The sequence below is a fragment of the Microbulbifer maximicatervae (SeqCode) genome (assembly GCF_052467825.1).
In genome coordinates this window covers 4,497,392-4,517,914 of record NZ_CP174327.1, presented here as the reverse complement: position 1 = coordinate 4,517,914, position 20,523 = coordinate 4,497,392, and the positions used below count along the sequence as shown (strand labels likewise).

At 51.6% G+C, this 20,523-nt stretch carries 22 protein-coding genes; 21 read left to right on the top strand and 1 reads right to left on the bottom strand.

Annotated elements, in window-relative coordinates:
* Window positions 1–102: 102 nt before the first annotated feature.
* The 21 genes from ACJJII_RS20045 to ACJJII_RS19945 all read left to right on the top strand — a co-directional run bounded on the left by ACJJII_RS20045 (window position 103) and on the right by ACJJII_RS19945 (window position 17,978).
* Window positions 103–645 carry a YceD family protein gene (locus tag ACJJII_RS20045; protein ID WP_444896972.1) on the top strand — a complete coding sequence of 181 codons (543 nt, stop codon included), beginning with the start codon at window positions 103–105 and terminating at the stop codon, window positions 643–645.
* A 73-nt stretch (window positions 646–718) separates the two neighbouring features.
* Window positions 719–913: a 50S ribosomal protein L32 gene (gene rpmF, locus ACJJII_RS20040; RefSeq protein ID WP_108733564.1), complete on the top strand. Its 195-nt coding sequence runs from the start codon at window positions 719–721 to the stop codon at window positions 911–913.
* A 3-nt stretch (window positions 914–916) separates the two neighbouring features.
* Window positions 917–1,975, top strand: a complete 1,059-nt coding sequence (gene plsX / locus ACJJII_RS20035) for a phosphate acyltransferase PlsX (protein ID WP_282932473.1) — start codon at window positions 917–919, stop codon at window positions 1,973–1,975.
* Window positions 1,976–2,026: 51 nt separating this feature from the next.
* Window positions 2,027–2,971: an ACP S-malonyltransferase gene (gene fabD, locus ACJJII_RS20030; protein WP_444917471.1), complete on the top strand. Its 945-nt coding sequence runs from the start codon at window positions 2,027–2,029 to the stop codon at window positions 2,969–2,971.
* A 56-nt stretch (window positions 2,972–3,027) separates the two neighbouring features.
* Window positions 3,028–3,771 (top strand): 3-oxoacyl-ACP reductase FabG, encoded by a 744-nt coding sequence (fabG, locus tag ACJJII_RS20025; RefSeq protein WP_282934677.1) that lies wholly within the window; start codon window positions 3,028–3,030, stop codon window positions 3,769–3,771.
* 225 nt (window positions 3,772–3,996) lie between these two features.
* Window positions 3,997–4,233: an acyl carrier protein gene (gene acpP, locus ACJJII_RS20020; protein WP_020415205.1), complete on the top strand. Its 237-nt coding sequence runs from the start codon at window positions 3,997–3,999 to the stop codon at window positions 4,231–4,233.
* Between the two features lie 191 nt (window positions 4,234–4,424).
* Window positions 4,425–5,666: a beta-ketoacyl-ACP synthase II gene (gene fabF / locus ACJJII_RS20015; RefSeq protein ID WP_413662282.1), complete on the top strand. Its 1,242-nt coding sequence runs from the start codon at window positions 4,425–4,427 to the stop codon at window positions 5,664–5,666.
* 45 nt (window positions 5,667–5,711) lie between these two features.
* Window positions 5,712–6,482 (top strand): aminotransferase class IV, encoded by a 771-nt coding sequence (locus tag ACJJII_RS20010; protein WP_444896975.1) that lies wholly within the window; start codon window positions 5,712–5,714, stop codon window positions 6,480–6,482.
* 29 nt (window positions 6,483–6,511) lie between these two features.
* Complete coding sequence (gene mltG / locus ACJJII_RS20005) at window positions 6,512–7,543, top strand: endolytic transglycosylase MltG (RefSeq protein ID WP_444919287.1); 1,032 nt, start codon at window positions 6,512–6,514, stop codon at window positions 7,541–7,543.
* On the top strand, window positions 7,543–8,163 hold the full coding sequence (gene tmk / locus ACJJII_RS20000) for a dTMP kinase (protein WP_282932477.1): 621 nt from the start codon (window positions 7,543–7,545) through the stop codon (window positions 8,161–8,163). The genes mltG and tmk overlap by 1 nt, the downstream gene beginning before the upstream one ends.
* A 47-nt stretch (window positions 8,164–8,210) precedes the next feature.
* On the top strand, window positions 8,211–9,236 hold the full coding sequence (locus ACJJII_RS19995) for a DNA polymerase III subunit delta' (protein WP_444917470.1): 1,026 nt from the start codon (window positions 8,211–8,213) through the stop codon (window positions 9,234–9,236).
* Window positions 9,237–9,340: 104 nt separating this feature from the next.
* Window positions 9,341–9,694, top strand: coding sequence for a PilZ domain-containing protein (locus tag ACJJII_RS19990; protein WP_413662279.1), 354 nt, complete (start codon window positions 9,341–9,343; stop codon window positions 9,692–9,694).
* 7 nt (window positions 9,695–9,701) lie between these two features.
* Window positions 9,702–10,478, top strand: coding sequence for a TatD family hydrolase (locus ACJJII_RS19985; protein WP_444917469.1), 777 nt, complete (start codon window positions 9,702–9,704; stop codon window positions 10,476–10,478).
* A 27-nt stretch (window positions 10,479–10,505) separates the two neighbouring features.
* Window positions 10,506–11,129: a dUTP diphosphatase gene (locus ACJJII_RS19980; RefSeq protein WP_444919286.1), complete on the top strand. Its 624-nt coding sequence runs from the start codon at window positions 10,506–10,508 to the stop codon at window positions 11,127–11,129.
* Between the two features lie 133 nt (window positions 11,130–11,262).
* Complete coding sequence (locus tag ACJJII_RS19975) at window positions 11,263–12,243, top strand: malate dehydrogenase (RefSeq protein WP_282932481.1); 981 nt, start codon at window positions 11,263–11,265, stop codon at window positions 12,241–12,243.
* Between the two features lie 72 nt (window positions 12,244–12,315).
* Window positions 12,316–12,954: a DUF2244 domain-containing protein gene (locus ACJJII_RS19970; RefSeq protein WP_413662277.1), complete on the top strand. Its 639-nt coding sequence runs from the start codon at window positions 12,316–12,318 to the stop codon at window positions 12,952–12,954.
* A gap of 83 nt (window positions 12,955–13,037) precedes the next feature.
* Window positions 13,038–13,514, top strand: coding sequence for a thioredoxin-dependent thiol peroxidase (gene bcp / locus ACJJII_RS19965; RefSeq protein WP_282932483.1), 477 nt, complete (start codon window positions 13,038–13,040; stop codon window positions 13,512–13,514).
* 416 nt (window positions 13,515–13,930) lie between these two features.
* Window positions 13,931–14,377 (top strand): helix-turn-helix domain-containing protein, encoded by a 447-nt coding sequence (locus ACJJII_RS19960; protein ID WP_020415217.1) that lies wholly within the window; start codon window positions 13,931–13,933, stop codon window positions 14,375–14,377.
* Between the two features lie 111 nt (window positions 14,378–14,488).
* The gene (gene yajC, locus ACJJII_RS19955; RefSeq protein WP_282932486.1) at window positions 14,489–14,821 is read left to right on the top strand and encodes a preprotein translocase subunit YajC; all 333 of its coding nucleotides are present in this window, start codon (window positions 14,489–14,491) and stop codon (window positions 14,819–14,821) included.
* Window positions 14,822–15,184: 363 nt separating this feature from the next.
* Window positions 15,185–16,210 carry a D-cysteine desulfhydrase family protein gene (locus tag ACJJII_RS19950; RefSeq protein ID WP_444917468.1) on the top strand — a complete coding sequence of 342 codons (1,026 nt, stop codon included), beginning with the start codon at window positions 15,185–15,187 and terminating at the stop codon, window positions 16,208–16,210.
* Between the two features lie 109 nt (window positions 16,211–16,319).
* The gene (locus ACJJII_RS19945) at window positions 16,320–17,978 is read left to right on the top strand and encodes an alanine/glycine:cation symporter family protein (protein ID WP_413662275.1); all 1,659 of its coding nucleotides are present in this window, start codon (window positions 16,320–16,322) and stop codon (window positions 17,976–17,978) included.
* 132 nt (window positions 17,979–18,110) lie between these two features.
* On the opposite strand, the gene ACJJII_RS19940 is transcribed toward ACJJII_RS19945, so the two are convergent.
* On the bottom strand, window positions 18,111–20,267 hold the full coding sequence (locus ACJJII_RS19940; protein WP_444917467.1) for a M4 family metallopeptidase: 2,157 nt from the start codon (window positions 20,265–20,267) through the stop codon (window positions 18,111–18,113).
* Window positions 20,268–20,523: the final 256 nt, after the last annotated feature.

Below are 20,523 nucleotides of genomic sequence, written 5' to 3'. Positions count from 1 at the left end.
GTGGATTTTCCGCTGGGTCGAATAGTGGTTTGTGACCGGGCGATACTGCAATGCCTGATTTGTTTTGACAAGGCTAAGGTGAGTCCATAGAATTGCGCGCTTATGTCGATAGCCCCCTCTAAATCAGTATTGCCAAAGAGCATTGATGCTCGGAAATTGGTACAGCGAGAGCAGTTGCTCGATGGTGTTTTGCCGTTGGAGTCCCTGCCTCGGGTTGGTAGCGCAGTTGAGTCTGTCCACGGAGAGATTTCTGCTGAATTGCAGTTTGAGCGAGACTTGCAAGGTCACCAAACGGTGAGCGGCAAGGTTCAACTTGCAGTTGACCTCTTGTGTCAGCGCTGTTTGTCACCGGTCCATGAGCAGATCGAGGCACAGTTTAGCTGGGGTATCGTATGGACTGAGGAGCAGGGTAAGGCCCTGCCCAAAGATCTGGACCCGGTGATCCAGGACGGCGATGAGCTGGACTTGCACCAGATCCTTGAAGATGAAATTTTGCTCAATTTGCCAATGGTGGCTTATCACCAGGAAGAATGTGTCTCCAAGGAGAGCTTTCATTTTGGTGATGAGGTTGCCGAGGCGGATGAGCAACAGGCAAACCCCTTTAAAGTGCTGGAGCAGTTGAAGGGTTCGTCGGGTAAATCCTAGGTTTCCCGATGAGTTTGGGCTCGCCGGTAGGCGCCCCGGTTCCAGCGAAATTTGTTTATTTTAGGAGCTAGCAATGGCTGTTCAACAAAACAAGAAGACTCGTTCCCGTCGCGGTATGCGCCGTTCCCACGATGCGCTGGGCGCAGGTGCTACCCTTTCCGTCGACCCGACTACCGGTGAAAAGCACCGTCGCCACCACGTGACCAAAGACGGTTTCTACCGTGGTCGCAAAGTGATCGAAGTTAGCGGCGGCTCTGAAGAAGAGTAAGCTTTGTCCAGCCAATTGCGATTGGCCGTGGATGCAATGGGCGGGGACTTAGGTCCCCGCTCTGTCGTTCCGGCATGTATTAGATTTCTTCAAAACTTCCCTGAAGCGCAGCTAAAGCTATTTGGCCCGCGCGCAGAGCTTCAAGCTCTGGTTCATCAAGAGCTGCAGCGCCATCGCCGCCGCGTTACCCGCCGTCTCGAAATTATCCATTGCGAGCAAGTCATCACTCAAGAGTGCAATCCGTTGCAGGCTGTTCGCCATAAGCGCGATTCAACCATGGCGATGGCCTTGAAGAGTGTTGCATCGGGAGATGTGCAAGCTGCAGTTACCTCCGGCAATACCGGCGCCTTGTTGGCGTTGAGTCGCAGTATTCTCGGTAATATCCAAGGTGTTAGGAAGCCGGCGCTCGGTAAGTCTGTACCTTCGGGTATGGGTTCCTGCTATCTTTTGGACCTTGGTGCCAATGTGGATTGCAGTGCTGAGGATTTGCTTCAGTTCGCCCGTATGGGGATTGAGGCTCAGCGGATTCATACTGCCCGCAAGAGTGTGAAGGATATAAAAGTGGCGCTGCTCAATATTGGAGCGGAAGCACATAAGGGTAGCGCCGAAATACGCCGTGCAGCGGAACTGCTCGATGCGGACCCCGGGGTCAATTATGTTGGCTTTGTTGAGGGGCATGATATTTTTACCGGCTCGGTAGATGTGGTTGTTTGCGACGGCCTGATGGGTAATGTCGCGATGAAATCTGCCGAGGGTGTGATTCGACTAATGGGTCAAAAAGCGTTCACAATCGAGAAAAGAGGGTGTTTCAAGCGTTTTTTTGGCCAATTGGCCATAAAGCTGTTGCGAAAATGGCGTACACAGGTGGAACCTGCTCGCTATAATGGCGCCAGCTTTGTAGGGGTAAAGGGCAACGTGATCAAGAGTCACGGCGGTGCCAGCAGCGAAGCTTTTTATCGGGCGATGGTTACGGCGAAGGAGTGTGCCGATGCTGACCTGGCAGCCAGGGTCGATGCCGCTATGGCACAATCCGGCGAAAGACGCTCCATGGATGAAGGGTAAAAAGCAGTTTTCCCTTACTGAAATCAGCCACATTTAGGTTAAGGATATCTTATGACCAATGCCGCACTCGCATTTGTCTTTCCGGGGCAGGGTTCCCAGAAAATAGGTATGCTCTCTGAGATTGCCCAAGAGGCGCCTGAAATTCAGGCCACTTTTGCCGAAGCATCCAATGTGCTCGGCTATGACCTCTGGGACCTGTGCCAGAATGGCGAGCAGGAAGCCATTAATCTCACCCAGCGTACCCAGCCTCTCTTACTGACTTCCAGTGTTGCCCTTTATCGCATGTGGCGCTCTCGCGGCGGTGCCCAGCCTGCATTCATGGCCGGTCACAGTTTGGGCGAGTGGTCAGCACTGGTGTGCTCTGGCGTTCTGGCATTTAAAGATGCGGTTCATTTGGTTCGCGAGCGCGGCCGCTTGATGCAGGAGGCGGTTCCCGTAGGGGAGGGCGCCATGGCTGCCATCATCGGTCTTGATGATGCAGCTGTCGAAGAAGCTTGTGCTGCTTCTGCTGAGGGTGAAATAGTCGCTGCGGTGAATTACAACTCTCCCGGCCAGATTGTTATTGCGGGAAGTAGCGCGGCGGTGCAGCGCGCCATCGAAGCCTGTAAAGCTGCCGGTGCAAAGAAGGCTATGCCTCTTCCGGTCAGTGCCCCATTCCACACTGAGCTGATGCGTCCCGCGGCGGAAAAGCTGACCCCTCAAATAGAGACGACAGAATTTAACGCGCCAGAAATACCCATCGTGCACAATGTCCACGCTGAGCTTGAAGCGGAACCGGAAAAAATTAAGTCCCTGATGATCGAGCAGATTTATCGCCCGGTTCGCTGGACTGCTTGCGCACAAAAAATTATTGGCTCCGGAGTGGAGCAAATGGTTGAGTGTGGTCCGGGTAAGGTTTTGTCTGGCCTGATCAAACGTGTCGATCGAAGTGTTTCCTGTCACGCAATCAATAGCCCCAGTAACTTTAATGAAGCTCTGCGAGCTACAGCGGTATAAATCGCTCAAAAAGTAGTCCAGTAGTCGAATAAGGATAAGTGAGAATGACCTTACAGATGTCCCTTGAGGGTAAAGTTGCCTTGGTGACAGGTGCAAGTCGCGGTATTGGTGCGGCAATTGCAGATATGCTCGGTGGAATGGGTGCCACAGTTATTGGTACTGCCACCAGCGAATCCGGCGCTGAAAAAATAAGCGCCCGCTTCGCAGAAGCCGGTATCGCAGGTGCCGGTAAAGTTCTGGATGTGGGCAATGCGGAAAGCATTTCCGAGCTTCATGCAGCGATAAAAAATGAGTTTGGTGCTCCTGCGATATTGGTTAATAATGCTGGCATCACCAAGGACAACTTGTTGATGCGCATGAAGGATGACGAGTGGGATTCAGTCGTCAATACGAATTTGACCGCGGTCTATCGCATGAGTAAGGCTTGCCTGCGCGATATGACCAAGGCGCGATGGGGGCGGATTATTAATATCAGCTCCGTCGTAGGTAGTATGGGTAATGCCGGTCAGAGCAATTATGCGGCGACCAAAGCTGGTGTGGGAGGGTTTGCCCGCTCCCTGGCTTCAGAGGTGGGCTCCCGAGGAATCACGGTTAATACCGTAGCCCCCGGCTTTATTGATACTGATATGACAAAAGTCTTGCCTGAAGCGCAACGCGAGTTGCTTCTGGGTAAGATTCCTCTCGCGAGGCTCGGGAAGCCGGAAGAAATTGCTTCGGTGGTTTCCTTCCTGGCGAGTGATGCGGGAGGCTATGTCACCGGCGAGACAATTCATGTCAATGGCGGTATGTACATGGCGTAGTTTGTGTTTCAGAATGTCTCTTTAACTTATTGATTTTAGAGATATTTATGTTTTTGCTGATGGTGTTGAGGGGCCGCACATTACATCCCGAAAAACTTGGGGTACAATGGCCTCTGAATTATCCAAAAGCTGTGTGAGCCGGTCGTTATCACCAACAACATTGGATACGGTGAAAAACAATAGCGACTAAAACAGATTTTTACCCACTAGGAGTTAAATTGAATCATGAGCAGCATTGAAGAGCGCGTTAAAAAGATCGTTGCTGAACAACTGGGCGTTAAGGAAGAAGACGTTAAGCCTGAAGCCTCTTTTGTTGAAGATCTGGGCGCTGACTCACTCGACACAGTTGAGCTGGTTATGGCTTTGGAAGAGGAATTCGAAACTGAAATTCCCGATGAAGAAGCTGAAAAAATCACTACTGTTCAGCTGGCAATGGATTACATCAAGGATAACCTTGGTTAATTCCTGCTGGGTAGTTTAGGCACGGGCAGCTCAATATGCTGTACCTAGCCGAGCGATTCTGAAAGCCGTTCTATGTTTCATAGCGCGGCTTTCTTGTTATTGGTACTACGGAATTGTGACTGCTGACCGGATGTTGTTCTTTTAACTACATTGGTGAAGGACGGTAGCAGAAAATTTCAGGGGGGAGCGCAGTGTCGCAAAGAAGAGTTGTTGTAACCGGAATGGGAGTCGTTAGCCCATTAGGTAACACCCTAGAGGATACTTGGTCTGGGGTACTACAGGGAGCTAATGGTGCTGCTCCGATTGAGACATTTGATGTCTCGGCTTTTTCAACCCGCTTCGCCGCTACTGTAAAGGATTTTGATCCCACGCCATACATGCCCGCAAAAGAAGCGCGCAAGATGGATACTTTCTTGCAGTACGGACTGGTTGCCGGTATTCAGGCTATGCAAGATAGCGGCCTGGAGGTAACCGAAGAGCTGGGTCCGCGCGTGGGTACCTGTATTGGCTCTGGTATGGGCGGTATCCTGGCTATCGAAGATAATTCATTGCTGATTGCCGAAAAAGGCCCTCGCCGTGTATCACCTTTCTTTGTACCTGGCGCCATCATTAATATGGTTGCGGGTAACCTCTCGATTAAATATGGCCTCAAAGGCCCCAATCTGGCAGTGACAACAGCCTGTACCACAGGAACCCATGCGATTGGTCTCGGAGTTCGTGCGATTCAGCACGGTGATGCCGATGTAATGGTATGTGGTGGTGCAGAAATGGTTACCACCCCGGTAGGGCTCGGCGGTTTCTGTGCGGCAAGAGCGCTGTCCACCCGCAATGATGATCCGCAATCAGCAAGCCGCCCCTGGGATAAAGACCGTGATGGTTTTGTGCTGGGCGAAGGGTCTGCGGTACTCGTTTTGGAAGAGTACGAAAATGCAATCGCTCGCGGAGCCAAGATTTATGCAGAAGTAGCTGGCTTTGGTATGAGCGGTGATGCCCACCACATGACCTCTCCTCCGGAGGATGGCGCTGGCGCTGCTCTCTCAATGGAAAATGCCCTGAGAGATTCTGGTATGAGCCCAAGTGATATCCAGTATATCAATGCTCATGGTACTTCTACTCTGCTGGGAGACACAGCTGAGATCCTGGCGGTTAAAAAAGTATTCGCGGGGGTGACGGACTCCCTCGCTGTGAGTTCTACCAAGTCGATGACCGGTCACCTGCTGGGGGCTGCCGGCGCTATTGAAGCCGTTTTCTCGGTATTGTCATTGCGCGACCAGGTTGCGCCCCCCACTATCAATCTCTTTTCCCCGGATGAGGCCTGTGCCGGTATTAACCTGGTGCCCCAAGAGGCCCAGCCGATGGCAATCAATGCAGTCCTATCCAATTCCTTTGGTTTCGGTGGCACCAATGGGTCACTGATATTCAAGCGAGTCTGATTCCCGTGCCCACCGCGAGGTGGGCGCACCTGCCTTGGGAGCTCCATGTACCAGTTACCTCAAATGTACTTTCGGGGGCTGGCCGTTGATCAGTTACCAGATGATGCTGACTACTCGGGTGGAATCCTCGAAACAATGCGCTGTCACAACAAAGGTCTACCGCTTTGGTCTTTCCACCGCGCTCGCCTGGAGCGTTCCGGGGTGTTGGATGAGGCCTGTCTGGGAGAAATTGAGCAGTCGACGTTAAAATTGACAGCCGGCTGTCGCTGGCCTGAGGCGATTGCGCGCCTGCGTGTTGGCAGTGTGCGCGGGCAGCAATGTTGGGATTTGGTGCTGCGGCCGCTGATTGAAACTGCTGAGGGGCAGGTGGGCACTAGCCTTTTCCCTTGTTCGACGAGCTTGCCGATCGGTAGTAATTCGAACCAGGGCTGCAAAACTTTACTCCGTAACCGATATAATGCGGCAAAAGCAGAGCTGCCGGTGGGTCAATTTCTCGATGGATTGATGCTGGATTCGGCGGGAAGGGTCATCGAAACCCTGCGCTGTAATATCCTGGCCCGATTTGGTGGGAAGTGGATGACTCCATCCCTGCACCGGTGTGGTGTTCATGGTGTGATGCGGCAGTGGCTCTCGAGCCATATCCACTGGCAAGAGGAAGACATGGAGCTTTCCGAACTCTGTGAGGCCGATGAGCTGGCTCTCTGCAACAGTGTTCGAGGTGTATTACCGGTGGTAGAGGTAATCGGTTACAAAAATTGGCCTGTGGGTGTCGAGACCCGCAAGCTACAGAAGCTGATATTGGATAAATTGTGGTGAAGAAAAAGCAAGCGAGTTTCGCTTGGAGAGTGTTGAAGCTGTTATTTGGTGGGCTGGTATTGGCCTGCTTGGTTGCAGTTGCCTCTCTATACGTAGCAAAGGAAGCCTTGGAATCCCCCCTGCCGATTGCACAAGATGGGCTTACGCTTCAGGTGGAAAAGGGCGGAAGTTTGTCCCGGACGCTGCGAAGCTTGCAGGGCGAAGGGATAATCCAGTGGCCGCAAATACTCCTCGCCTATGCCTACTGGGAGGGCACAACAGAAATCCATTCCGGCGAGTATTTAGTTCCCTTTGGCAGTAACGCGCGGGACTTGATTGCGCGCCTGAATCGCGGTGAAGTTACCCGCTATCGCATTACGCTATTAGAGGGCTGGACCTTTCGCCAGGCCCTGCGACAAATCCGCTCCGGTGAAAGAATCGTTCAGTCCGAAGAGGGGAGCAATGTCAGTGCCGCTGCCCAGGCCCTGGGCCTAAAGGAAGATGAAGTCGAGGGTTGGATTTTCCCGGATACTTACGTCTACCGGTCCGGTACCACAGATATTGAGCTGCTGCGTCAGGCCTATGATCGGATGCAGAAGGTACTGGATGAGGAGTGGCAATCAAAAGGGGATGATCTGCCCTATAAGTCGCCCTATGAAGCCTTAATCATGGCTTCAATTATCGAGAAAGAGACAGGGCAGCCATCTGAGCGCAGTGAAATAGCTGGTGTTTTTGTACGCAGGCTGAATAAAGGTATGCGCTTGCAGACAGACCCCACCGTAATTTACGGCTTGGGTGAGGACTTTGACGGAAATCTGACCCGTACACACCTGCGCCAGGCAACACCTTATAATACTTATGTTATTAATGGCCTTCCCCCTACGCCGATTGCCCTACCTGGGCGAGCGGCAATTCGGGCCGCTTTAAATCCAAAGCCCGGCAAGAGCTTGTATTTTGTTGGCAAAGGGGATGGATCTCATCATTTCTCAGCGACTCTGACAGAGCACAACCGTGCGGTGCGGGAGTATCAGCTGAAAAGGCGCGCGGATTACCGCTCGAGTCCGGCAAAAGGAAAGAATTAGTGTCGCACGGCAAGTTCATCACCCTCGAGGGTGTAGAGGGGGTGGGGAAATCTACCAATTTACTCTTCATCACCGAGTGGCTCAAAAAGCACAATATTAACTTTATCCAAACTCGGGAGCCGGGAGGCACCCCGTTGGCAGAACAGCTGCGCGAGCTGTTATTGGCCAAGCGGGATGAATCCGTTGATCCCACGGCGGAATTATTGATGGTGTTTGCCGCCCGCGCGCAACATCTGTCTCAGGTTATACTGCCCGCCTTAAAACGTGGGGATTGGGTGATCTGTGATCGCTTCACCGATGCTACCTATGCCTACCAAGGCGGTGGTCGCAGACTGGATCGACAATTGATCGAGCAGTTGGAGCAGACAGTTCAAGGGGATTTGCGCCCAGATAAAGTGCTTTTATTGGATCTCGACCCAGAAGTGGGGCTACAGCGAGCTGCACGCACTGGGGAAGCGGATCGGTTTGAGAGTGAGCACCTGGAGTTCTTCCAGCGGGTGCGTGCGGCTTATCGCGATCGAGCTGAAGCTGCGCCTGCCCGTTACGCGGTTGTGGATGCCGGCCAATCTCTGGAACAGGTGCAGATGGATCTAGCCAAGCAATTGGAGCTGTTGCTTTAAGCTATCTTGCCCCAGAATCTATTTTTAAATGATAAGAATTGTGGCTGATGTCTGTGCCTGAAACTTTTGAGTATAAATCGATACCGGTACCTCTTCCCTGGCACTCCGAGCAATGGCAGCGGTTGGGGTTGCAGTTGCAGGCGGGTCGCTGCCCGCACGCTTTGCTGCTGACTGGCCCGGAGGGGTTGGGAAAGCGACAATTCGCGGCTGCTTTTACCGCGTTGGCCCTATGTGAACAACCGAGGGCAGGTCAGGCCTGTGGAGAGTGTAAGGATTGTCGGTTGTGGATGGCTGGCTCGCATCCTGATTTCCTGCAAGTTGAACCTGAAAAGCCCGGTGGCCCGCTGAAAGTGGAACAGATCCGTCAGCTGGGCAACTTTGTTTCCCGCACCAGTGGGCGGGGCGGGGCGCGTCTGGTTTGTTTGTCACCGGCGGAGGCGATGAATGTCAACGCAGCCAATGCCTTGTTGAAAAACCTGGAAGAGCCGGCACCCTCCGTTATCTTTGTGTTGATCACCGATGCCCCCACAGGCCTTTTGCCAACCATTCGAAGTCGCTGTCAATCTATAGCTTTTCCGCCCCCAACTGGAGAGGTGGCGCTACAGTGGCTATACAGCAATGGGCTGGAAGAGCCGCTGGCACAGCGTGTCTTAACTCTGGCAGGCGGGGCACCATTATTGGCGGCGGAGCTGGCCGAGCCCAAGTCGAGAGAAGTACGTGAGCAGTTTTTTAAAGATTTGGTTGCTGTAGCTCAGGGTACGGCAAGTTCAGTCTCTACAGCGGGCCGTTGGGAAACACCGGCCGAGGGTATTGAATTGGTTCAACTACTGCTTTTTTGGCAGCACTGGTTAACCCAGATGGTGCAGATTCGCAGTTGTGATCTCAGTGGAGATGCCCAGCTAATGGTTCTTTTGCAGAGGTTGCCAGGGTCGAGTGAGCAAAGCTTGCAGCCAGTATTTGCGTTCTACGATCATTTGCTTCAGGCGCGGAAAGGGTTACTGGGCACAGCTAACCCCAATCGTCGTTTGCTGCTGGAAGAATTATTTATTCGTTGGGCGAAGCTTTTTGCTTAGGCGCCTTGCGCAAGTCGGGTAGGGTAATTGACGTTGTCTGGACACAGGCAGCGGGCTTAGATAAGTTAGCGCATCATTTAGAAATATAAACATTGAGGTTGTCCATGAAAGCCATGGGAGGCGGTGCCCGCAACGGCATCCTGTCACTGAAAATCCAGGATAAATCTGTGCTCTATGCGGCCTATATGCCCTTCGTAAAGAATGGTGGCTTGTTTATCAGTACGGATAAATCGTACAACCTTGGCGATGAGGTTTTTCTGCTTCTGAGCTTAATGGATGAGCCGGAAAAGATTCCGGTTGCCGGTAAGGTGATCTGGATTACCCCCAATGGTGCTCAAGGCAACCGCACTCCCGGAATCGGAGTTCAATTTGGCGATAAGGACAATATCGCGCAAAACAAGATTGAAACCCACTTGGCGGGAACCTTAGAATCCAGCCGCCCAACCCATACGTTGTAACTCTCTAATGCTTGTTGATTCTCACTGTCACCTGGACAGACTTAAGCTCGATAAATTTGATGGCGATCTGGATACTGTATTGGACCTGGCCCGCAGTCGCGGTGTTGGCAAGTTCCTCTGTGTCGGTATCAGTTTGGAAAACGCCGATGCGGTTGTTGAAATCGCATCCCGCTACGAGGACGTAGTCTGTTCCGTTGGTGTGCACCCGTTGGATGTCGACTCTGGCATGGCGGATGTTGAGCGACTGGTAGAAATGGCTAACCAGCCCAATGTTGTTGCATTGGGGGAGACAGGTCTGGATTACTACTACAGCACTGACACCCAGGAAATCCAGCAGCAGAGCTTTATTGCACACCTGCAAGCGGCGGGGCAGGCAGAGCTTCCGGTTATTGTGCATACGAGAGATGCGCGGGAAGATACTATCGCTCTCATTAAAGAGCACGGTAATACTAATACCGCAGGTGTTCTGCACTGTTTTACCGAGAGCTGGGATATGGCCAAGGCTGCCCTGGATCTCAATTATTATATTTCTTTGTCCGGCATCGTGACCTTTAAAAATGCCGAGGAGCTGCGGGATGTCGCCCGCAGGCTGCCTTTGGATCGGTTGCTCGTTGAGACTGACTCCCCTTATTTGGCTCCAGTGCCCTATCGGGGTAAGCCCAATATTCCGGCCTATGTGCGTGAAGTGGCAGAATTTATCGCTGATTTACGCGGTATTCCCTACGAAGAGCTGGCCGAAATCACCTCAGAAAACTTTTTCAGATTATTCCCCCGGGCAGTTTGATCCGGGTCTATTGGATGTTCCCCTATGATGAAGCAGCAGTTGCAAGTCATGCTGACTCTGCAAGACCAGATTAATACAGTAGTAAATGAAAACTGGCGTGAGCAAAACTTTGCCTGGTACCGCGCTATTTGGGTAGAAAGTGCAGAGTTGTTAGACCATTACGGTTGGAAGTGGTGGAAGAAGCAACTTCCAGAAATGGATCAGGTGAAGCTTGAATTGGTGGATATCTGGCATTTCGGTTTGAGCCTTGAATTGCAAAAAGGCTCTCCGCAGGAAGTGGCTGAGACCATGCTGAAGGAGTTTGCCGGTTCCGAGCGTACGGCGGGTGATTTCCGTGAAAATCTCGAGTCTTTCACCTTGAACACCCTGGCCACCAAACAGTTTGATGTTGCTGGCTTTGTTCAACTATTGGCCGATGCAGAAATGTCTTTTGCTGAGTTGTACCAGCGATATGTTGGTAAAAATGTACTCAACCGATTCCGTCAGGATAACGGCTACAAAGATGGCAGCTATGTAAAAAACTGGGCGGGCCGTGAAGACAATGAACACCTAGCGGAAATTGCCGGACTTTTGGACTCATCTACTGCTGATTACAGTGACCAGGTTTACAAGGCACTGCAGGCGCGTTACCGGGAATTGGCGCTGACATAAACACTCGCAAAGAGTGTCCAATACAGTCTGAGAGATTTTGTCATACAAATTGAGCCGCTATTTCGCTTGTGTAAGATGAAATTTACTCGCGAGGCCCTATAATGCGGCCGCTTACAAACGAGGGAGAACTATCGTGAAAGCACCTGTACGTGTTGCTGTTACCGGCGCTGCCGGTCAGATTAGCTATTCGTTGCTGTTCCGCATCGCCTCTGGCGAAATGCTGGGCAAAGATCAGCCGGTTATTCTGCAATTGCTGGAAATCACTCCGGCATTGGAAGCGCTGAAAGGCGTTGCTATGGAGCTTGAAGACTGCGCTTTCCCGCTGCTCGCGGGTATCGTTCAGTCCGATGATGCTACTGTTGCGTTCAAAGATGCAGATTACGCTTTGCTGGTAGGCGCGCGTCCCCGTGGACCGGGTATGGAGCGTAAGGACCTGCTGGAAGCTAACGCTGCTATCTTCTCTGCACAGGGTAAAGCCCTGAACGACGTTGCTTCTCGTAACGTAAAAGTACTGGTTGTTGGCAACCCGGCTAACACCAATGCCCTGATCGCTCAGCGCAATGCGCCAGACCTGGACCCGCGTAACTTCACCGCGATGACCCGTCTGGATCACAACCGCGCTCTGTCTCAGCTGGCAAACAAAACTGATTCCAGCGTTAACGACATCACCCATATGACCATTTGGGGCAACCACTCTTCCACTCAGTACCCAGACCTGCACCAAGTGAAGGTTTCCGGTGCTGCAGCCATGGATAAAGTGGAGCAGGAGTGGTACGAAAACGACTTCATCCCGACTGTTCAACAGCGCGGTGCAGCTATCATCAAGGCGCGTGGTGCTTCCTCTGCGGCTTCCGCTGCCAACGCTGCCATCGACCATATGCGCGATTGGGCTCTGGGTACCGCTGAAGGTGACTGGACCAGCATGGCTGTATTCAGCGATGGTTCTTACGGTATTCAGGAAGGCCTGATTTACTCTTTCCCTTGCACTTGCAAAGATGGCGACTGGGAAATTGTTCAAGGCGTCGACATCAACGACTTCTCCCGCGAGAAAATGTCTGCTACCGAGCAGGAGCTGGCGGAAGAGCGTGATGCAGTAGCACACCTGCTGCCGTAATAGGGAGTGACAGGTCCCAGGCCTTGGCCGCAGGCCTCTCCCAAAAACCCACACTGAGGTGTGGGTTTTTTTATGCCTGAATTTTGTAAACCCCGGCCCGGACCAGGAAACTTTCCCGGTCAGTATCTTCGTGTGAGCTGCCGCCATCGGCACTACACTGATTTTATATATCTGCCGGATGTCCCTGCTATGGTCACTGAAGTTGGCCGCAACACCGCCCGTTGCGCCTGTATCCTGCTGCAGCCTAACCAGTCCCTGTCCCTCTCCGGCAATCTATGGGTGTTTTTCTCCCTGGTTGGGGTATCCCTTGGAATCAGCCTCGCTTTTGCGATGGCGGGAGCCTGGATGATTCTTCCCTTTGCCGGGCTTGAAATGATCCTGCTGGGCATCCTGTTTACCTACGTGTACCTCGAAGGGACCCGCAGAGAAGTAATACGCATCAATGAGGAGTTGGTAATTCTGGATTGCTGTAAGGGGTTCAGGCAGCAAACGGTGTATCACCGGGAGTTCGCCCGCGATAAGTTGGCAGTACTCGTAAGGATGGGGAGCAGTGCTACCGAAATGGCTTCGGTAAACTTTAGTGGTCCTGAGGGGTGCCTTGAAGTCGGGGAGTTCCTCACCGAGGCTGAAAAGGCGGAGCTGGTGCAGAAGTTAGGTCGTTTTGGCATTTGTGCCAGGAAAGAGAAAGAGTTTCGTCTGCAGCAGTTCTGATTTCTCTATAGAACTGGCGTCTCGTTTGTTTCTTTTCGCTATAATCCCCGCTTTACTCTTAACTGTTCCACAGGGGATATCAGATGGCTTTTCCGAAGATCGGTAATTTGGCTCCGGCTTTTACGCTGACCAACCAAAGTGGCGAGAAAGTGTCACTTAAGGATTTTCGTGACAAAAGTAATGTCGTCCTCTACTTTTACCCGAAAGCACTTACCCCCGGTTGTACCACTCAGGCATGTGGGATTCGCGATAGTGCGGCTGAATTTAAAAAAGCCAATACTGTTGTGTTGGGGGTGAGCCCGGATCCAGAAGCAAAGTTGCAGCGCTTTATCGACAAGCACGAACTGAATTTTGATTTGCTATCTGATGAAGAACACAAGATCGCTGATAAATATGGTTGCTGGGGCTTGAAGAAATTTATGGGCAAGGAGTACATGGGGCTTCTGCGAACAACTTTTATTATCGATAAGAGTGGGCGCCTTCGCCATATTATCGACAAAGTTAAAACCAAGACCCATGACACTGATGTTTTGAATTGGATTGGCGAGAACCTGGATTAATTGCCAGACTCTGAGGGGCGGGGCTGGACTGGTGCTTGGTCTGCTGTAGCCCCTACCTTTCGGACTCAAAGGCGACACGTGGGTACCGAAAGTAAGTATTTTTGGCCCTTGGTACACAATAAGATGAAAAAAAGCACTGTCGCCCCTTGCTTTCTTAATTCTTGGTCTATACTGGCAGTTGTAAAGGAAAGGTGCGCCGGCTAGAGAGAGTCTCTCTGCGGGAATTGCCGGAGCGGTTAGTTTAAAAATTGTACATCTCTGTGAAGGATTCGATGTCTGTTTTTTGGTGCATCCCGCATCACGTAGTCGTCCGCCGAAGTTGATGTTGTGTTGGTGTGGGCAGGGGCAACCGGGATTCGCTGGATGCGGACATAGAAAAATAACTGCGGCTCACGGAACTCAATAGGAGCAGCTCGATGAACCATACTCAGCCCGACCAGACTTCGCTCTCTGAAGACAAATCACTTCAGCAGGCCAGAATATCCGGAGACCCGAATATTCTCGACCAGCTGCTGGCCCCCCCCGAAGCAACCAGTTTTGGTATTGCCGCACGGGTAATAGATGTGCTGGAGCAGCGTATCGGTAAGGCCTCTCTCGCTATTCGCCCGGTAGCGTCCGACCTAAGTATGTCCACCCGGACTCTGCAACGCCGGTTGCAGGAACACAACCTCAGTTTTGCATCTTTACGTGACCATGTTCGTTTTCGTCACGCGGTGCATTTCCTTAAAGATACTGCGCTGAGCGTTGATGGAATCTCACGAATTCTCGATTTCTCTGATCGAACCAGTTTTACCAGCGCGTTCAAACGCTGGACCGGGATGTCTCCCACTGGCTACCGCCGGCAGGTCCGCCAGAGGTTCTGAGTGTGGATTGGTTTGGCCGGTCTCTACGGGATCGGCCCAATCCGTTGCCTCGGCGGGGCAAACCCGTTAGAGTTGGCGGCAATTTAATAGGCTGACTCTTTGAGGTTTTGCATGAGCTTTTTTATCCCCTCCGCCATGGCACAGGAAGCGGCGCCGGCAGCACAGGGTAATCCGATGATAACCCTGCTGATGTTTGCGGGTTTGTTTGCATTCATGTGGTTTTTCATTATTCGCCCACAGCGCAAGCGCCAGAAAGAGCACCAAGAGCTGGTTGGCGCTCTGAAAAAGGGTGACGAAGTTGTAATGAGCAGCGGGATGCTGGGCCGCGTCGACAAGGTCGATGAGGACTACATCGTATTGGAAGTTGCAGACAGCATGTCTTTGAAGTTCCAAAAAGTAGCTGTGCACGCAGTATTACCCAAAGGTACGATAAAAAAGATCTAATCCTATTCAGGGTTTATCTTTGAATGTCGTCACTAAAAAAGCCTGGCAATTGCCGGGCTTTTTTTTGGTTACTATTTTTGCGCGGGCAGTATTTATTGTGCCTTGAAAGCCCACAGAAAAATTGCGGAATTAATCAAAGGCTGGACTAATTTGTCTGATTAATTTTTCAATAAAAAAACAGGTTAGGCAAAAAGCAATAAATAGCACTGAAAGGCATGCTTATGTTCATTTTTCAAAGCTAGTCCTCTATCCGCTTACTCAGCAAGCTTGGTTCTATCTCTGCGGAAACTTTTTGCTAGAGGTGTCCTCTTACTGAGTCACATCGATAAAACTAATAATTAGACATAACAGGTTTAATTCACCGTGCTTAAGAGCCTGCCAATAGAGTTGCCTAAGCGGTTGCGCCTGGCGAACCTGCCCACACCTCTGCAGTCGTTAGACCGAATCAGTGATCTTTACTCCCTTCCTTATGGAGGGCCCAGGATTTGGATAAAGAGAGATGATCTTACCGAGTCCGGCATGTCGGGAAATAAACTGCGCAAGCTAGAGTTTGTTGCCGCTGAGGCCCGGGCCCAAGGGGCTCAGGTTTTGATCACTTGTGGCGGAGTGCAATCCAATCATTGCCGCACCACTGCATTGGTGGGGGCTCGATTGGGGTTTAAGGTTCAGTTGATTTTGCGTGGCGAGCGCATTGCAATCCCTGATGGCAACCTTTTACTGGATGAGTTGGCAGGTGCTGAAATTGCGGTTTACTCACCGGAAGAATACTCCCGGAATTTACAGAGCCTCTTTGACAGCTGGGCTGCTGAGTATCTGTCCAGAGGGCAGAAGTCTTTCTGTATCCCCACTGGTGCCAGCGACGGTTTAGGCATCTGGGGTTATATCTCGGCCTCTCAGGAATTATTGACAGACTGTGCAGATAGGGGCTTCACGCCTGATCATATTTTATGCGCTACTGGCAGTGGTGGGACCCAAGCGGGTTTGACCTTGGGGTGCCAATTGCTGGAAGCCGGTACGAAAGTTACGGGTTTCGCCGTTTGCGACAGTGCTAATTATTTCCAAGAGAAAGTGTGTGAAGATATTTCGCAGTGGATGGCACAGTCTGGTGTATCGCTTGATTTGGAGTCCCTCAAGATTTTGGTTAATGCCGACTATAAAGGCCCCGCTTACGGGGTGGCGGAGCCAGAGGTATACCAAACTATTAAAGAGTTGGCTTGCTTGGAGGGTATTCTTCTCGATCCTGTCTACACCGGCAAAGCATTTCATGGTCTGCTACAGGAGTTAAAAAAAGGAAATTACCGGGGCTCAGACAACCTGGTTTTTATTCATACCGGAGGGCAATTTGGCCTCTTCCCCCACCGAGCCCACTTCTTCCCAGTGGCCGAATAATACGACATTACTGTTCTCGTGCCGCGTAAGCTGCTAACCTGCGCAACAAATTACAGTTGTATCTGTATATAAAACAAACAGAAATAAGTCAGAGTAGTGGGGGGTTAGTTTGGATTCCTTTAACAATCTGCTGTTGTTAATAGACGGCATGCTCGGCTCAGCACCTTGGTTCCCCTGGGTGTTACTTGGAGTCGGTTTCTTTTTCACCATTTATCTTGGTTTTCCGCAGCTTCGTTATTTTGGGCATGCGATCAAGATTGTGCGCGGTAAGTACGACAAGCCCGGAGACCCGGGTGATACCTCCCACTTCCAGGCATTGGCCACGGCACTGTCGGGTACCGTAGGTACCGGTAATATCGGTGGCGTTGGCTTGGCTATTTTCCTCGGCGGTCCGGCTGCGCTGTTTTGGATGTGGATGACCGCATTCCTAGGTATGACCACAAAGTTTGTGGAAGTGACCCTGTCACACAAATACCGTATTAAAGCAGCGGATGGTTACTACGCGGGTGGCCCCATGTTTTACATGGAGCGTCGCTTGAATATGAAATGGCTTGCGGTGCTCTTTGCAATCGCGACCGTTATCTGTTCATTCGGTACCGGCAGCTTGCCCCAGGTCAACAACATTGCCCAGGCAATGCACGATTCTTTTGGTGTTGAGAAGGCTCTGACGGGTGGCATCCTGGCGATTTTGCTGGGCATGGTGATTATTGGCGGTATTACCCGAATCGCTAAAGTGACCTCCACCATTGTTCCCACCATGGCAGTTATCTACGTAATAGGTGCCTTGGGCGTTATCATCTACAACTACGAAAATATTCTGCCGTCCTTTGGGGCTGTTTTCCGCGATGCCTTCACCGGTAGTGCGGCTGTAGGTGGATTCCTGGGTGCGAGCTTTGCCTATGCCTTTAACCGTGGTGTGAACCGCGGCCTCTTCTCGAACGAAGCGGGTCAGGGCTCTGCACCTATTGCTCACGCCGCCGCTCGCGCAGACGAGCCGGTTTCTGAAGGTATGGTTTCCCTGCTGGAACCCTTTATCGACACCATTATCATTTGTACCTTAACCGGACTTGTGATTCTTTCTTCTGGTGTTTGGACTGAGAAACACGAGAACCTGTTTGAAGGTGCAGATACTTACGTTGTAGCGGGTAGCTACGATGAGAAGAATACCCAGGATGTTGAGCAGCTGTTCAAGTATTTGAGCGGTCAGGAGAGTGATGTTAAGGCCTATAACGGCTCCATTGTTGTGACTGACGGCCACCCGCTGAACAGCCAGGACTTTACCCTCATCCACGCCCGTTCTATTGCTGAAGACCTGGACTTCCGTGTGGGGGATGACAGCTTCAGCGGTGTTCTGGATGTGAAAGATGGTAAGTTTGCCAATGAAGATGTGGATATTTGGGGTAAGTCCCTGGTGCACTCTGTGGCCCTGACCAATCTTGCCTTCCAGCGCGGTTACTTTGGTGAATACGGTGGTCTGATTGTAACTCTGGGGATTCTGCTGTTTGCTTTCTCTACAGCAATTGCCTGGTCATACTACGGCGACCGCTCAATGATTTACCTTTTCGGCCCCAAGGCAGTAATGCCTTACCGAATAGTTTACGTTATTGCATTCTTCTGGGCTGCGATTGAGGACACCACAGTTATTTGGAACCTCTCTGCGGTGGCCATTGTGATAATGACCTTGCCCAACCTGTTTGGTATTACTGTGTTGGCCAAGGAGATGAAAGATACCGTGAAGGACTACTGGAAAGACCCAAGCCATAAATAATTTGTCTGGGTTTGATTAAAAATAAAAAAGGCGGCCAATATGGCCGCCTTTTTTATTTGTGCACCACCGATCCTTTGATCGATCTAGAGCTTGCCCACCCAGCAGAGACCTGCTGGGTGGAAATCAGCTCAATTACTCAGTGCTTGCACTCAGGGTAACGCCAGAGTAGGCAGAGTAAGCGCGGATACTGATATACCAGGTTCCAGCATCCGGATTACTGATGGTGCAGCTTTCGTCATTGCCCCACTGGTAGGGGCGGCAGTCGTACGCTGTACGGGTAGGCTCTTGGCTGTGGCGGACATAGAGATCTGCATCTCCGCTGCCACCTTCCATTACGGCGCTCAGGGTAGAAGCTCCAGCGTCAACCTCAATGGTGAAGTGCTGCCAGCTGTTGCGGGAACCAGAAAGGTTGGTTTCTTCCCAGCTGTCGCTACCGCCACCACCACCACCGGTGTAACTGCCTACCAGGGTGACATCGGAGAAGGAGGAGTAGCCGCGCACCATGACGTAATAGGTTCCGCCCTGTAGGTCAGCGTCAGCGATATCACAAGTTTCATTGTTGCCTGAAGTGTACGGACGGCAATCATAAGTGCTGGTGGTTGGAGCATTGCCGAAGCGAACATAGAGGTCGGCATCACCGCTTCCGCCTGACATTGCAAAAGACAGGCCTGTGGCATCTGCGGGTACATCCAGGGTGAAGTGAACTTCATCACCACTGCTGCCCTCAATATCGGTCTCGGTAACCCCATTTTCGAGTTCTCCGCCTTCATTACCACCACCGCCACCACCACCGCCGCCACCGCAGCTGCTGGTGGAAACGCCTACCGTGGAGAATGCGGCAACAACGTCATCAGTGTCGTAGCCTAAATCTGATGCTGCAGAGAAAACACCACAGGCACCATCTTCAAAATCAGTATTGGCACTCCAATACATCTGGTTGGCAAGAACAAAGGGGTCGAATGCTGTGCGGGTATTCCAGCCGCTGGTATTCGCCAGTAGGTAGAAGGCCCGGTTAAAGACGCCGGAGCTGTAGTGCACGTCCATGCCGTTGTAGTAATCATCGGCATGACCGATGGAGCTGCCATCGTCAGTTGGATCTTCAAAGTAGCGGAGTGCTCCGCTGGACTTAAAGATTTCGGCCCCTACCAACCAGTCATTGCTGCCGCGCATATAGTACTCGGCAGCTTCACCGGCAATATCAGAGAAGGCTTCATTGATACCGCCGGACTGATTGTAGTAATTCAAGTCCGAATTTTGCTCGGTAAAGCCGTGGCTGACTTCGTGAGCGGAAACATCGAGGCTAACCAGTGGATAGAAGTAGCTCTGGCCATCACCAAATGTCATCTGGCTGCCATCCCAGAAGGCATTCTCGTAGTTGTTGCTGTAATGCACCCGCATTCTCAGTTTTTGTGTGAGAGGGGATGTGTTGTACCAGTCGCTATAGAGATCAAAGACCACACCGCCAAAGAAGTGTGCGTCATTGAGTGGTGAGTAAGCGCCGTTGATTGACTTATAGTCATTGTCCGGGCAAGTGAACGAGTGGATGCTACCGCCATTCGTGCTGTGGTTCATATCAACGGTTTCTACATTGTCCGTATCCATGGCACAGCTGTCGTCAACAATCATGTGGGGGTAATCAGTACCGTACTCGTAGCGCCCGGTCTTTGAATTGCCCCCTGGGCCTGTCGCATTTTGTGCAAAGTTCAAGCCGTCCCAATGCTTGAGAACTTCGCCAGTCATTGCATCGATAAAGTAGAAGGGGCGTGTGGGTTCATCGCCGTACTCAACCCAGTTGACCAGGTAAGCCAAGCGGGCATTGTCTTGCTCATCGATATAGACGTAGAGTTTCTTTTTGGGGTTATGTGCTTCCAGCTTCAAAGCCTGAACTGACAAAGCTCCCTGGATAACGCCCTGCTGCGTGCGCCAGTTGATCTGGTGGTCCATTGCCCGCTCAATAGCATTATCTTCATTGATAAATGCTTTGATATTGGGTACTTCCAGTTCCAGCCCAGTGATGACATTGCCGCGAACCTCAGTAATCAGACCCTGCCCGGAGCTGGTTACTGTTTGGCCGTAGACAGGAATGCCTTTGTGAGTCTGTTGGTAGCGGGCTACGGTTTTGCCGTTGACGAGAGTGCGCTCACGAACTTTTTCGAGCGCCATATCCGATCCGCCGGTGGCAGCTAAAGTTTGTGGTGAGAGCATGTCCGCCGTGGCGGGGACGCGCTCAACAGCATGTGCACTAATAGCCAAGGCTAAAGTGCAGCTTAGTCCTACAAAATGCTTCATTGCTAGCTTTCCCTTTTATAGCTTTTTTATATATGAATCCGCCGGTATACAGCCGTATTTCCCTTGTGGGGACCGTATTAAATCTGGTTGGCCAATACAGGCTGGATTTTTATGTGGTAAGACAGCAGAAGATAACCGTCGCCAGGAAGGGACCGCGGTAGCGGCAGTGGCGTTCGCTTTCTCAAACCGGTTGCCCTAATTAATTGGGCAACTTGAGATTACCCTGCATACGCATCTAGGCAACAAAAAGGTGATG

Bases quoted from the DNA above. Each gene is read 5' to 3' on its own strand.
- ACJJII_RS20045 (WP_444896972.1), top strand. From the start codon at position 103: ATGTCGATAGCCCCCTCTAAATCAGTATTGCCAAAGAGCATTGATGCT.
- rpmF (WP_108733564.1), top strand. From the start codon at position 719: ATGGCTGTTCAACAAAACAAGAAGACTCGTTCCCGTCGCGGTATGCGC.
- fabD (WP_444917471.1), top strand. From the start codon at position 2,027: ATGACCAATGCCGCACTCGCATTTGTCTTTCCGGGGCAGGGTTCCCAG.
- fabG (WP_282934677.1), top strand. From the start codon at position 3,028: ATGTCCCTTGAGGGTAAAGTTGCCTTGGTGACAGGTGCAAGTCGCGGT.
- acpP (WP_020415205.1), top strand. From the start codon at position 3,997: ATGAGCAGCATTGAAGAGCGCGTTAAAAAGATCGTTGCTGAACAACTG.
- ACJJII_RS20010 (WP_444896975.1), top strand. From the start codon at position 5,712: ATGTACCAGTTACCTCAAATGTACTTTCGGGGGCTGGCCGTTGATCAG.
- ACJJII_RS19995 (WP_444917470.1), top strand. From the start codon at position 8,211: ATGTCTGTGCCTGAAACTTTTGAGTATAAATCGATACCGGTACCTCTT.
- ACJJII_RS19990 (WP_413662279.1), top strand. From the start codon at position 9,341: ATGAAAGCCATGGGAGGCGGTGCCCGCAACGGCATCCTGTCACTGAAA.
- ACJJII_RS19985 (WP_444917469.1), top strand. From the start codon at position 9,702: ATGCTTGTTGATTCTCACTGTCACCTGGACAGACTTAAGCTCGATAAA.
- ACJJII_RS19980 (WP_444919286.1), top strand. From the start codon at position 10,506: ATGAAGCAGCAGTTGCAAGTCATGCTGACTCTGCAAGACCAGATTAAT.
- ACJJII_RS19970 (WP_413662277.1), top strand. From the start codon at position 12,316: ATGCCTGAATTTTGTAAACCCCGGCCCGGACCAGGAAACTTTCCCGGT.
- bcp (WP_282932483.1), top strand. From the start codon at position 13,038: ATGGCTTTTCCGAAGATCGGTAATTTGGCTCCGGCTTTTACGCTGACC.
- ACJJII_RS19960 (WP_020415217.1), top strand. From the start codon at position 13,931: ATGAACCATACTCAGCCCGACCAGACTTCGCTCTCTGAAGACAAATCA.
- yajC (WP_282932486.1), top strand. From the start codon at position 14,489: ATGAGCTTTTTTATCCCCTCCGCCATGGCACAGGAAGCGGCGCCGGCA.
- ACJJII_RS19940 (WP_444917467.1), bottom strand. From the start codon at position 20,267: ATGAAGCATTTTGTAGGACTAAGCTGCACTTTAGCCTTGGCTATTAGT.